At 60.5% G+C, this 12,920-nt stretch carries 14 protein-coding genes; 6 read left to right on the forward strand and 8 right to left on the reverse strand.

Going from position 1 to position 12,920, the window contains the following annotated elements; translation table 11 throughout:
* Nucleotides 1-4: 4 nt before the first annotated feature.
* The 5 genes from rng to mreB all read right to left on the reverse strand — a co-directional run bounded on the left by rng (nt 5) and on the right by mreB (nt 4,678).
* Nucleotides 5-1,462 (reverse strand): ribonuclease G, encoded by a 1,458-nt coding sequence (gene rng, locus V7747_RS16670; protein WP_335617143.1) that lies wholly within the window; start codon nt 1,460-1,462, stop codon nt 5-7.
* Nucleotides 1,463-1,524: 62 nt separating this feature from the next.
* Entirely contained in the window at nt 1,525-2,115 is a 591-nt protein-coding gene (locus V7747_RS16675) for a Maf family protein (protein WP_335617144.1), read from the reverse strand.
* On the reverse strand, nt 2,105-2,578 hold the full coding sequence (gene mreD, locus V7747_RS16680) for a rod shape-determining protein MreD (protein WP_335617145.1): 474 nt from the start codon (nt 2,576-2,578) through the stop codon (nt 2,105-2,107). Before mreD ends, V7747_RS16675 begins: the two co-directional genes overlap by 11 nt.
* On the reverse strand, nt 2,568-3,527 hold the full coding sequence (gene mreC / locus V7747_RS16685) for a rod shape-determining protein MreC (RefSeq protein ID WP_335617198.1): 960 nt from the start codon (nt 3,525-3,527) through the stop codon (nt 2,568-2,570). The genes mreD and mreC overlap by 11 nt, the downstream gene beginning before the upstream one ends.
* A 110-nt stretch (nt 3,528-3,637) precedes the next feature.
* Nucleotides 3,638-4,678, reverse strand: coding sequence for a rod shape-determining protein MreB (mreB, locus tag V7747_RS16690; RefSeq protein ID WP_092287813.1), 1,041 nt, complete (start codon nt 4,676-4,678; stop codon nt 3,638-3,640).
* A 307-nt stretch (nt 4,679-4,985) separates the two neighbouring features.
* Here mreB and gatC point away from each other — a divergent pair, with 307 nt between their 5' ends.
* The 5 genes from gatC (at nt 4,986) to V7747_RS16715 (ending at nt 11,009) form a co-directional block, all read left to right on the forward strand.
* Nucleotides 4,986-5,273: an Asp-tRNA(Asn)/Glu-tRNA(Gln) amidotransferase subunit GatC gene (gatC, locus tag V7747_RS16695; protein ID WP_335617146.1), complete on the forward strand. Its 288-nt coding sequence runs from the start codon at nt 4,986-4,988 to the stop codon at nt 5,271-5,273.
* 29 nt (nt 5,274-5,302) lie between these two features.
* Complete coding sequence (gene gatA, locus V7747_RS16700; RefSeq protein WP_335617147.1) at nt 5,303-6,754, forward strand: Asp-tRNA(Asn)/Glu-tRNA(Gln) amidotransferase subunit GatA; 1,452 nt, start codon at nt 5,303-5,305, stop codon at nt 6,752-6,754.
* A 14-nt stretch (nt 6,755-6,768) separates the two neighbouring features.
* Nucleotides 6,769-8,217, forward strand: coding sequence for an Asp-tRNA(Asn)/Glu-tRNA(Gln) amidotransferase subunit GatB (gene gatB, locus V7747_RS16705; RefSeq protein WP_335617148.1), 1,449 nt, complete (start codon nt 6,769-6,771; stop codon nt 8,215-8,217).
* 61 nt (nt 8,218-8,278) lie between these two features.
* On the forward strand, nt 8,279-8,695 hold the full coding sequence (locus V7747_RS16710; protein WP_335617149.1) for a septal ring lytic transglycosylase RlpA family protein: 417 nt from the start codon (nt 8,279-8,281) through the stop codon (nt 8,693-8,695).
* A 256-nt stretch (nt 8,696-8,951) separates the two neighbouring features.
* Nucleotides 8,952-11,009, forward strand: a complete 2,058-nt coding sequence (locus V7747_RS16715) for a BCCT family transporter (RefSeq protein WP_335617150.1) — start codon at nt 8,952-8,954, stop codon at nt 11,007-11,009.
* 59 nt (nt 11,010-11,068) lie between these two features.
* Here V7747_RS16715 and V7747_RS16720 read toward each other — a convergent pair whose 3' ends face one another.
* Nucleotides 11,069-11,653 carry a YajG family lipoprotein gene (locus V7747_RS16720; RefSeq protein ID WP_335617151.1) on the reverse strand — a complete coding sequence of 195 codons (585 nt, stop codon included), beginning with the start codon at nt 11,651-11,653 and terminating at the stop codon, nt 11,069-11,071.
* Between the two features lie 177 nt (nt 11,654-11,830).
* Here V7747_RS16720 and V7747_RS16725 point away from each other — a divergent pair, with 177 nt between their 5' ends.
* Entirely contained in the window at nt 11,831-12,058 is a 228-nt protein-coding gene (locus V7747_RS16725; protein WP_335617152.1) for a hypothetical protein, read from the forward strand.
* Between the two features lie 3 nt (nt 12,059-12,061).
* Here V7747_RS16725 and V7747_RS16730 read toward each other — a convergent pair whose 3' ends face one another.
* Both V7747_RS16730 and V7747_RS16735 read right to left on the reverse strand, forming a co-directional pair.
* Complete coding sequence (locus V7747_RS16730) at nt 12,062-12,352, reverse strand: PA4642 family protein (RefSeq protein ID WP_335617153.1); 291 nt, start codon at nt 12,350-12,352, stop codon at nt 12,062-12,064.
* A gap of 73 nt (nt 12,353-12,425) precedes the next feature.
* A complete protein-coding gene (locus V7747_RS16735) occupies nt 12,426-12,920 on the reverse strand; it encodes a hypothetical protein (protein ID WP_335617154.1) in 495 nt (164 codons plus the stop codon).

A 12,920-nucleotide genomic window follows, 5' to 3' on the forward strand; every position in this document is an offset into this window, starting at 1 on the left:
CTCATCACATCAGCACCACGTCGTACTGTTCCTGGGTGTACATAGTTTCCACCTGGAACTTGATCGGGCGCTCGATAAACAGCTCCAGATCCGCGACATTACCCGACTCCTCGTCCAGCAGCCGATCAATCACCGCCTGCGAACCCAGCACCATATAGGCGCCAGCCTGATAGGCACGCGCCTCGCGCAGAATTTCACGGAAGATTTCATAGCAGATGGTTTCCGGCGTTTTCTGGATGCCGCGCCCGTTACAGCAGGGGCAGGGTTCGCAAAGTACTTGCTCCAGGCTTTCCCGCGTACGCTTGCGGGTCATCTGGATCAGCCCCAGCTCAGTGATGCCGATGATATTGGTCTTGGCGTGGTCGCGCTCCAGTTGCTTCTCCAACGTGCGCTGCACCTGCCGCTGGTGCTCTTCATCTTCCATGTCGATGAAGTCGATGATGATGATGCCGCCAAGATTACGCAGCCGCAGTTGCCGGGCAATGGCGGTCGCCGCTTCGAGATTGGTCTTGAAAATGGTTTCTTCCAGATTGCGGTGACCGACAAAAGCGCCCGTATTCACGTCGATCGTGGTCATGGCTTCGGTCTGATCGATAACCAGGTGGCCGCCGGATTTGAGCATCACGCGACGATCCATCGCCTTCTGGATTTCATCCTCAACGCTGTACAGGTCAAAAATCGGCCGCTCGCCAGGATAATGCTCCAGCAACTCCTCGACCCCGGGCATCAGTTCCTGCACAAATTGCTCGACCTTCTGGAAGGTTTCACGCGAGTCGATGCGCACCTTTTCCAGCCGCGGGTTGGCCAGGTCTCGCAGGGTACGTAACGCCAGTGGCAAGTCTTCGTAGATAACCGAGGGGGCAGGCGCCGAGCCCATTTGCTGGGTAATCTGCAGCCACAGGCGGCGCACGTAGCGAATATCCACAAGAATATCTTCGGCCCGCGCACTTTCTGCCGCCGTGCGCAGAATAAAGCCTCCGGACTCTTCGATACTCTCCTGCTCGACGCAGTCAGCCACTATCTGCTTGAGCCGTTCGCGCTCGGCTTCGTCCTCGATTTTCAGCGAGATGCCCACGTGCGGTGTGCGCGGCATGTATACCAAGTAGCGCGAAGGGATCGACAGATGGGTAGTCAGGCGCGCGCCCTTGGTACCGATAGGATCCTTGGTCACCTGCACCACCAGCGCCTTGCCCTCATGCACTAGCGCGCTGATCGGTTCTACCGCCGCCCCCTCGCGCTCGGAAATCTCGGAGGCATGGATAAAGGCAGCACGTTCCAGCCCGATATCCACAAAAGCCGCCTGCATACCGGGCAGTACGCGAACGACCTTACCCTTGTAGATATTGCCGACGATGCCGCGGCGCAACGTTCGCTCGATATGCACTTCCTGCAGCACGCCGTTCTCGACCAGGGCTACACGGGTTTCCATCGGAGTGATATTGATCAGGATTTCTTCGCTCATGGGCTCTTCCATTCGTGTCTTGGCACCAGAGTACCGGTGTTGCCGATCCCATAACAGCCGCGTTAGCAGGGTTGCCAGCAGGAAATGCCAAATCCTTCGAGGATGGCCGCCGTTTCTTGCAAGGGTAGCCCGACCACCGCACTGTAACTGCCGCTGATATGGGCCACAAACACCGCGCCCAACCCCTGAATACCGTATGCGCCGGCCTTGTCTTCCGGTTCACCACTGGCCCAGTAGACATCGATCTCGGCCGCGCTCAGGCCACGAAAGCGCACCTGGGTAGTGACCAGCCGTAGTTCGACCTGCTCGCCACGGGCGACCGCCACTGCCGTCATCACCTCGTGCTCGCGACCGGATAGCCGCAAAAGCATTTGCTTGGCGTGCTCGCGGTCGCGCGGCTTGCCCAGTATCTGCTCATCGAGTACCACTACGGTATCGGCCGCCAGCACCACCGCGCCGGCTGGCGCTGCAGCTACCCCCGCCATGACTTTGTCACGGGCTACGCGCTCGACGTAAGCGGCCGGCAACTCACCGGGCATGACCTGCTCGTCAACCTCACAGTGCACCCGCCGCGTCGGCACGCCGATCTGCTCCAGCAGCTCGCGGCGCCGAGGCGAGGCAGACGCCAGCAGCAAGCGTGGTTCAGATAACATGGAAACGCCGCTTTACGCCCTGCAGCAGCGTATAAACCCAGGGCCACAGGATGGCGCTGACCAGCGCGGGCAGCAGAAACAGCAGGGTCGGTGGGCGATTGCCGCTTAGACTGTTGATCCACAGCAGCACCATTTGCGCAATACCAAATACCGGCAGCATGACCAGGCTCTGCTGCCAAAGCGGAAAACGGCGAATACGCTGATGCAGCAACAACAGCTGCCAGACCACCAGGGCCATCACCAGCGCGTGCTGGCCAAACAGCTGACCAAAGAGTACATCGGTTGCCAGTCCGGCCAGCCAGGCGGTCAATAGCCCCACACGGTGCGGCAGGGCCATCACCCAATAGGCAAGCACCAATGCCAGCCACATGGGCCGCCCAAGGTTGAAAGGCTCAGGCATGGGCATCACGCTCAGCAGCAACGCGACCACCAGGGTGAAAATGATGACCAGACTACTGCGCATCGTCTGCCTCCTCTGCGGTCGCCTCTGCCGCGCTGTCGCTGGCCGCCGCGTCTGCGGCCGCAGCGGGTTCAGCTGCGGGCTCGGCTTCAGGCGCTGGTGCCTCCGGGGTCAGATCCAGCGCCGGCAGTACGTCGCCGTACCCGCTTTCCGGGCTAAATACCAGCAGTAGGTAGCGGCTGCGGTTGAGCTGCGCCGAGGGCGCTACACGCACTTCGGCAAAAGACTGACTGGGATGGCGCACCACCGACTGCACACGCCCGACCGGATAGCCGGCCGGAAAACGCTGCCCAAGACCCGAGCTGACGACAATGTCGCCCTCGCGGATGTCAGCGGTATCGCCTACGTAGCGCAGTTCCAGCCACTCATTGCGTCCGGTACCGCTGGCGATCGCGCGCAGTCCGTTGCGATTGACCTGCACCGGCAGGCTGTGTGAAGCATCGGTAATCATCAGCACGCGGGCGGAATAAGGCAGCACCTCCACCACCTGCCCCATCAACCCAGTGGCATCCAGCACCGGCTGCCCCAGAAACACGCCGTCGTTCTCGCCCTTGTCGATCAGGATGCGTTGGGTAAAGGGGTTGGGGTCAACACCAATGAGTTCAGCCACCAGCACCCGCTCATCCACCAGCGATGAGGAGTTGAGCAGTTCGCGCAGACGCACGTTCTGCTCGGTCAGGGTGGCGAGTTTCTGCAGCTTGCGCTGCGTCAGCAGTGCCTCGGCACGCAGGCGCTCGTTGTCGGCGATCAGTTGGGCACGACTGGAAGTCAGTTCGGTGACTGTATCCCAGCCACGTACCGGCAGTTCAGCGGCGTAATACAGAGGAGAAACAAAAAGGCCAAGCTGCGAGCGCAGGGGCTTGAGAGCGTCAAAACGGGCGTCCACCACCATTAAGGCAATGGACAGCACCGTCAGTACGATCAGACGCACGCCCAGCGACGGGCCCTTGATAAATAGCGGTTTGATGGCAAGCTCCTCGCAGCCACGGGCTTGATGCGATCAGCGGCAAGCCGGACCATACCGGAAAGCCCGGCACGCTGAGCCCGCCCGCCGCCTGCGACTCACTCGGTCGACAGCAGATCCATGGTGTGCTGATCCATCATTTCCAGCGCCTTGCCGCCGCCACGGGCCACACAGGTCAGCGGCTCTTCGGCAACGATGACCGGCAGACCGGTTTCCTGCGCCAGCAGCTTGTCCAGATCACGCAGCAATGCACCACCGCCGGTGAGGATAAGACCGCGCTCGGCAATATCGGACGCCAACTCTGGCGGCGACTGCTCCAGCGCGCTCTTGACTGCCTGCACTATGGTCGCCAGCGACTCCTGCAGCGCCTCCAGCACTTCATTGGAGTTCAGCGTGAAGGCACGTGGCACGCCCTCGGCCAGGTTGCGGCCGCGCACATCCACTTCCAGCGTTTCGCCACCCGGGAAGGCCACGCCAATTTCCTGCTTGATGCGCTCCGCAGTGGACTCACCGATCAGGCTGCCGTAGTTGCGGCGTACATAAGTCACGATGGCCTCATCAAAGCGGTCACCACCGACACGAACCGATTCGGCATAGACCACGCCGTTGAGCGAGATCAGCGCGATTTCAGTGGTACCACCACCGATATCGACGACCATCGAGCCACGCGCCTCCTCTACCGGCAGGCCGGCACCGATAGCCGCTGCCATCGGCTCTTCGATCAGATAGACCTCACGGGCGCCAGCACCCAGTGCCGACTCACGAATGGCGCGGCGCTCAACCTGGGTCGACTTGCAAGGTACGCAGATGAGAACGCGGGGGCTGGGCTGAATAAAGCTGTTCTCATGCACTTTGTTGATGAAGTACTGCAGCATCTTTTCGCAGACGCTGAAATCGGCGATCACACCATCCTTCATCGGGCGGATAGCCTGGATGTTGCCAGGCGTACGACCGAGCATGCGCTTGGCGTCGGTACCGACGGCGACAACACTTTTCTGATTACCGGCGGTGGTACGAATCGCCACAACGGAGGGTTCGTCCAGTACAATACCGCGGTCCCGAACGTAGATAAGCGTGTTGGCAGTGCCCAGGTCGATGGACAAATCACTGGAAAACATGCCACGAATTTTTTTGAACATGCGTTGAATATACCCCGAGGACGCGTGGGTTAAGTTATGGGAAGCACTGATAAGTTGCCTGCCGCGGCACCGCTGAAACACCAATAGCGGCAAAAGGCCTTGATGGATGGCCCATCAAACCGGGTCAAACAGGGAACTGATCGCTACTTCTGAAAGTGTCGCAACTCTAACAACGGCGGGGTTTTTGGGCAAGGCACGACTGTGGTAAATTCGCGCCTTTGTCCGGAATTCCGACTGGGGGCTATTCCCGCATCACCAGCCCCGGCCTACCCTCCGACTCAACACCGGCTTAATGGAGCTCTACACGATGTCCTTTGACCGCACAGATGTGGAAAAGATCGCTCATCTGGCTCGTATCGCCCTCAATGATGAGGAAATACCGGCCACCACAGCCAAGCTGTCGGGCATTCTCGGCCTGATCGCTCAAATGCAGGCTGTCGATACCAGCGGCGTCACCCCGCTGGCTCACCCGCTGGAAACCACCCAGCGCTTGCGTGCCGATGCGGTCACCGAAAGCAATCAGCGCGATGCCTATCAGGCCATAGCGCCGGCGACCGAGTCCGGCCTGTATCTGGTTCCCAAGGTCATCGAATAATTCGCCGCGCCCAGACAAGAGATCACCCCATGCACGAGAAAACCCTGGCCGAACTGTCCCAGGCCCTGCAGAGCAAGACCCTGTCCAGCGTCGAGCTGACCCAACATTACCTTAAGCGCATCGACCAGTTTGATGGCCAGTTGAACAGCTATATCACGGTTTCCCCCGAGGTGGCACTGGCCCAGGCCAAAAATGCCGATGCGCGCATTGCTGCTGGCAACGCCGGCCCGCTGACCGGCATCCCGCTGGCGCATAAGGACCTGTTCTGCACCCAGGGTCTGCGCACCAGTTGCGGCTCAAAGATGCTCGACAACTTCGTAGCACCCTACGAATCCACCGTTACCCAGCGCTTCATCGACGCGGGCGCCATCAGCCTCGGCAAGACCAACCTGGACGAGTTCGCCATGGGCTCCTCTACCGAATCCAGCTTTTACGGTCCAACGCGCAACCCCTGGGATACCGAGCGCGTGCCCGGCGGGTCCTCCGGCGGTTCAGCTGCCGCTGTAGCCGCGCGCTTGTGCGCCGGCGCCACCGGCACCGATACCGGCGGCTCGATCCGCCAACCGGCCGGCTTCACCGCGCTGACCGGGCTCAAGCCGACCTACGGGCGCGTCTCGCGCTGGGGCATGATCGCCTACGCGTCCAGTCTCGACCAGGGCGGCCCGATGGCCCGCACCGCCGAGGACTGCGCGCTGATGCTGCAGGTCATGGCCGGGTTTGACGACAAGGATTCGACCAGCGTCGATCAGCCGGTCGACAATTACAGCGCCAGCCTGAACGACTCGCTCCAGGGGCTGCGCATCGGCCTGCCGAAGGAATACTTTGCTGGCGGCCTGGATGCTGCTACCGCCGATGCCATTGATGCCGCCGTAAAGCAGTTCCAGGCGCTGGGTGCCGAGATCAAGGAAATCAGCCTGCCGAACGCCGAGCTGGCGATCCCGGCCTACTACGTTATCGCCCCGGCTGAAGCTTCCTCTAACTTGTCACGCTTTGATGGCGTGCGCTTCGGTTACCGCTGCGACAACCCGGCCGACCTGACCGACCTGTACAAGCGCTCACGTGGCGAAGGCTTTGGCGCCGAGGTCAAGCGCCGCATCATGGTTGGCGCCTACGCCCTGTCCGCCGGTTACTACGACGCCTACTATCTGCAGGCGCAGAAGATTCGGCGGCTGATCAAGAATGACTTCATGGCCGCCTATGAGCAGGTTGACGTGATCCTCTGTCCGACTTCGCCGACCCCGGCGTTCAAGATCGGCGAGAAGATCGACGATCCGGTCAGTCTCTACCTGACCGACATTTACACCATTACCGCCAACCTCGCCGGCGTACCGGGCGTTGCCCTGCCCGCCGGGTTTGCCAATGGTCTGCCGCTGGGCATGCAGCTGCTGGGGCCCTACTTCAGCGAAGCCCGCCTGCTCAACATCGCGCATCAGTACCAACAGGTTACTGATTGGCATCAACGCGCTCCGGCCGGCTACTGAGAGGATTGACAGTTATGCAATGGGAAATCGTCATCGGGCTGGAAATTCACGCCCAGCTCACCACCGCCTCAAAAATCTTCTCCGGCAGTGCCACTACCTTTGGCGCCGAGCCCAACACCCAGGCCAGCCTGATCGATCTGGGCATGCCCGGCACCCTGCCGGTGCTCAACGCCGAAGCCGTGCGCAAGGCCGTCAAATTCGGCTTGGCGATCGATGCCGAGATCGGCATGACCAACGTCTTTGCGCGCAAGAATTACTTCTACCCCGACCTGCCCAAGGGCTACCAGACCAGCCAGATGGATCATCCGGTGGTCGGCAAGGGGTATCTCGACATCACTCTGGAGGACGGCACGGTCAAGCGCGTGGGCGTCACCCGCGCGCACCTGGAAGAAGACGCCGGCAAGAGCCTGCACGAAGACTTTCAGGGCATGAGCGGCATTGATCTGAACCGCGCCGGTACTCCGCTGCTGGAGATCGTCTCCGAGCCCGACATGCGCAGCGCCAAGGAGGCAGTCGCCTACGCCAAGACCATCCACTCGCTGGTGCGCTATCTGGGCATCTGTGACGGCAACATGGCCGAAGGCTCGCTGCGCTGCGATTGCAACGTCTCGGTGCGGCCCAAGGGCCAGGCCGAGTTCGGTACCCGCTGTGAGATCAAGAACGTCAACTCCTTCCGCTTTATCGAGAAGGCGATCAACACCGAAGTACAGCGCCAGATCGACTTGATCGAAGACGGCGGCAAGGTCATCCAGGAAACCCGCCTGTACGACCCGAACAAAGACGAAACCCGCTCCATGCGCAGCAAGGAAGAAGCCAACGACTACCGTTACTTCCCCTGCCCCGACCTGCTGCCTGTCGTCATTGAGCCCGCGTTCATCGAAGAAATACGTGGCGAACTGCCGGAACTGCCGCAGCAAAAACGCGAGCGCTTTGAAAGCCAGTTCGGCCTTTCCACCTACGACGCCAGCGTACTCTCTGCCAGCCGCGAACTGGCCGACTACTTTGAAGAGGTGCAGTCGGTGTGCGGCGACGCCAAACTGGCCGCCAACTGGGTGATGGGCGAGCTGTCCAGCCTGCTGAACAAGGCCGACCTGGACATCGAGCAGTCTCCGGTGAGCGCGGCGCAACTGGGCGGCTTGATCCAGCGCATCAAGGACAACACCATCTCCGGCAAAATCGCCAAGATGGTGTTTGAAGCCCTGGCCAACGGCGAAGGCGATAGCGCGGATGCAGTGATTGAAAGTAAGGGCCTCAAACAGGTGACTGACAGCGGCGCTATTGAAGCTATGCTGGATGAGGTTCTGGCGGCCAATGCCGAACAGGTTGAGCAGTACCGTGCAGCAGACGAGGCCAAACGCGGCAAGATGTTCGGCTTCTTCGTCGGCCAGGCAATGAAAGCCTCAAAAGGCAAGGCCAACCCGCAGCAAGTGAACGAATTGCTGCGCAAGAAGCTCGAGAGCTGAACCGACCGACGGGAGTAGGGTCTCAAACGCTCCATTCCCGTCGCCAACCGAGGAACCAGCCATGCGTCATGCAGCGCTTTGCATCGCCACACTGCTGTTACTGTCGCTGAACGGTGGACCAGCCTTCGCTTACGCCGATCACCTGCAAAGCCAGGATGGCGAGCAATGGACCCAAGTCGGCAAGGCGTCCTACTACTCCTCACGGTTGCATGGCCGGCGCACCGCCAGCGGCGAGCCCTATGATGAGACAGCGCTGACCGCCGCCCATCCGACACTGCCCTTCGGCACACTGGTGAAAGTCACCAACCTTTACAACGATCGCAGCGTGGTACTGCGTATCAACGATCGTGGCCCCTTTGTTGGTCATCGCATCATCGATGTATCGCAAGTGGCGGCGCAGCAGCTCGGCATGATCCGCGCAGGCAGCGTGCGCGTGCGCGTTGAGCACTTCGAAGAAGAGTCCGACGCCGACAACTGACCGTCGCCAAGCTGACACAAGCAGCTTGTGCCAGCCCTCCCCCGAGCCCCTGCACTGGGCAACCGCAGCACCCGAGGCACTCGCTAAACCGTCGGCCAGCAGCGATAACCGACCGTTATCGAGTAAAACGGCCATCCCCGTTGTCTCAAATCTGGCGAAACTCAGCCCATCACTATACTGAAAGCAACACCGGCACCAGCCGACTCGGCCGCCAAAGGCATACAGGCGGCCTGAACCCCACAACAAGGAGCTATTCATGACAGAAGCCAAAACCGGTTGGAGAGCCACCATTCTCGTCCCGGTCTTCGCCCCTGCCGTCATCGTCACTCTGCTACTGGTTATCGGCACCATCAGCAGTCCAGAGCTCGCTGGCGACGTCTTCTCCACTACCCTGGCCTATATCACCGAGACCTTCGGCTGGTTCTACATGCTGGCGGTCGCCAGCTTTCTAGTATTCATCGTCATCGTCGCCTGCAGCAGTTGGGGCAACATCAAGCTGGGGCCGGATCACGCTGCACCGCAATACAGCTTCCCGGCCTGGTTTGCCATGCTGTTCTCAGCCGGTTACGGCATCGCCCTGCTGTTCTTCGGCGTAGCCGAGCCGGTGACCCACTTTGCCAGCCCACCTGCAGGCACGCCGGAGACCCTTGACGCCGCCAAGCAGGCCATGCAGATCGCGTTTTTCCACTGGGGCTTTCATATCTGGGCCATCTACGGCCTGGTTGGTCTGGTCCTGGCTTACTTCTCCTTCCGCCATGGCCTGCCGCTGTCGATGCGCTCGGCGCTTTACCCGCTGATCGGTGAAAAGATCCACGGCCCGATCGGCCATACGGTCGATGTGGTGGCCATTCTTGGCACCCTGTTCGGCATCGCCACCACGCTGGGCCTCTCGGTAGCGCAGATCAACGCGGGGCTTAACTACCTCTGGCCGAGCATCCCGGTAAGCAGCACCGTGCAGGTGATCGCGATTGCAGTCGTCACCAGTCTGGCACTGATCTCGGTGGTCGCCGGACTTGATAAAGGGGTCAAGAACCTGTCGATCGTGAACATGGTACTGGCCGTGGCACTGATGCTGTTCGTCTTCCTGGTTGGCCCTTCGATTTTCATTCTTGAGGCCTTCCTGCAGAACACCGGCAGCTACCTGAACAACATCGTTGAGCGCACCTTCAATCTGCAGGCTTACACGCACAGCGACTGGATCGGCAACTGGACCCTGTTCATCTTTGGCTGGACCATCGCCTGGGCGCCCTTCGTTGGCCTGTTTATCGCCAAGATCAGCCGCGGCCGCACCATTCGCCAGTTCGTGTTCGGTGTGATGCTGGTACCGACGATTTTCACCTTTTTATGGTTTTCCATCTTCGGTGACACGGCGCTGCACCTGATCATGAACGAGGGTTATAGCGCGTTGATTACCGAGGTACAGGCAGACAAGGCGATTGCGCTGTTCAAGCTGTTCGAGCACTTGCCGTTAACCAGCATCGTGTCGTTCGTCACGGTGGTGCTGATTGTCACCTTCTTCGTCACCTCGTCGGACTCGGGCTCGCTGGTAATCGACTCCCTTGCCTCAGGCGGGCTGATGGCCACACCGGCCTGGCAACGTGCGTTCTGGGCAATTCTGGAAGGCGTGGTGGCCGCGGTCCTGCTTATCGCCGGCGGGCTCAGCGCGCTGCAAACCATGACCATCGTCACCGCGCTGCCATTCGCCATCATCATGATCATCGCCATGCTTGGCATGTGGCGCGCACTGGTGATCGAAGGCCACCGCGATGTGAGCCTGTTGCACCACATGCAGGTAAGCCGCTACAGCGAAGACAGCTTGGCCGCCAACTGGAAAAAACGTTTGGCCGGCATCGTGAACTTCCCTGATCGTGCGGATGTGGAAGGCTTCATCAACAAGACAGTCCTGCCCGGCATGCAGCGTCTTAGCCAGAACCTGATCGAACAGGGCTGGCCGGCCGAGGCGAAACTGGATACCGAGCACGGGCGTGCCTATCTGGAAATCGTCAAGCCCGAGCAACTGGACTTTATCTACGAAGTACGCCTGCGCGAATATACCCGCCCCAGCTTCGCCTACGCACAGATGCAACACGAGGATGATGAAGAGCAGCACTATTATCGTGCCGAAGTCTTCCTGCGCCGCGGCGGCCAAACCTACGATGTGTACGGCTATGACGAGCAGGAGATCATTGGCGATATTCTCGATCACTTCGAGAAGTACCTGCACTTCCTGCATATTTCACCCGGCGTGCTGCCTTGGAACATGGCCGAGCACGACGAAATGCTGCAGGGCGAACCGCCCACGCCAGCCAGCTAAGCAATACTAGGCAAAAAAAACCAGCCGCTTGGCTGGTTTTTTTGTGCTCGGCTAATGCCTCACTGCTGCAGAATCTGCAGTAACTGCTGATCCTGAAAGACGCGGGTCAGCGCATCGCTCATTACCTCGGTGACCATTTTGGTATTGGTCGCCTGGTTGGGCGCGTAGCCAAACCGCTGCTGCAGGGAGGAACCATAACGGCCCTGATAATTCCTGTTCATATTACGCGCCTCGGCCGTGAAGGTGGCGCTGATATCCGCCTGGGTCACATAACTGGTGCCTTTCGGCGAGGTGTAGGTCAAGTCACTGAGCCCCACGGTCAGACGATTGGCGTTCGGCGTGCCCTCAGGCACGACGTTAAAGCCCAGCTGACGCACGCCCTGCTCCACCTGCTGACGCACCGCATTGATGCTGTCTTCGCTGATGGTAATGTTGCTGGAGTCAGGATAGATACCGCCGCGAGTGCCCAGAATCTTGGACTGGCGCACATCCTGCACGGTAACCACTACCGGCTGTTGCCGCGCCACCGGGTTAAGCGGCTTGTTGATCTGCGGCTGCACATTGAGTTGTTGCGGGCTGTGGGCACAGCCCACCAGACCAACGGCCACCAGGGCCAACATGAAAAGACCTGCACGCTTGAGCATAACGCCTGACTCCTGCCGTTTATTCAATAAAGTAGGGGTGGAAAAGACACTTGCAACCTTCGACAGGCGCAGCATACGCCGGTTCCGCATGCCGCGACAGCGACGAAAAGGCTGTCATCAAGCTGCAACAGCGCAGCCCTAGACTGCCCGCATAACCCCCCTGCGGAGGATCGCGCCATGTTTGCGCTGGATCTGTTTAAACGCCGTCAACGCCAATGCTTTGCCCAACTCGACCTGCGTGGCCACTGTGTGGCCCTGTGGGAGCTGGACCAACCGCCGGCAAGCGGTAACTGGGTGCGGGTGCATGAACTGGAGCCGCGCTGGATTGGCGGACCGCTGCCGGCCCACGCCCTGGTAGCGCAACAGGCCCGCAAACAGCAGGGCTGGCGCCTGCAGCACGCCTGAACCTCAGCGCGCGCCGGCGGCTTCCAGAACGGCCACGTAGTCGTTACCCTGCGCGTGCGTCTTTACGGTCTGCAAAAAGGTATTGCCCTGAGCATCGGTCGCATTGAGGTCGAACCCTGCCGCCTTGAACATCACTACAAAGCGCTCGAAATCCTCAACCCGAAGACCGCGATAGGCGCGAGTCAGGACATGCAGATCAGGTGACTCGTCTGCATAGGGGCGGGCCTGCAAAAATACCGCGACCTGCTCGTCGGTCATCGGCTCGCCAATCACCTTTTCTTTGTCTTTACGCATGAATAATCCTCATCGGCAGGCTGAAAAGCCGGCATTGTAACCAGCCACGCGGAAGCCCACCAGCGCTGCTGCTTCAGCGCGGCGGCGTCCGCGGTGCAGAATGAATGTCACCCCAGATCAGACCGTTGCCATAAAAGCGCGCCTGGACGTACTCCGCGCCCGGACTGCTCAACTGCTGCAACAGCATCGGCAACATGCTCTCGGGGTACACCAGCATCAGGGTTTGCCGGCGCGCATCCAGCCGCGTCGGCGGCAAGGCAGCGCCGCTGGCAACAAAGCGCACTTCGGCGCGTTGCACCGGGCTGCCGGGTAACAGCGTACGGCCCTGCAGTAGCAAAAAGCTGTTTGCCTGCGTGCTGCTGGCAGCAGTGCCCGGCCGCTGCTCGGACGCGAATACCACGCGGTACTCCTGTACCTCGAACAGCACCTGTTCAGGCTTATCCTGTCGTTGGTTGTACAGGTCGGCCGGCATGGCATCATCGTGCGGCAAGGTCACTGGCGCAGCCAGTGCCGACAGACTGGCTAACAGCAGGCTGAGCGCCAGCACTGGCGACAATCCCAGTCGCAT

Source organism: Halopseudomonas sp. (genome assembly GCF_036960865.1).
In the GTDB taxonomy this organism is placed as follows: Bacteria; Pseudomonadota; Gammaproteobacteria; order Pseudomonadales; family Pseudomonadaceae; genus Halopseudomonas.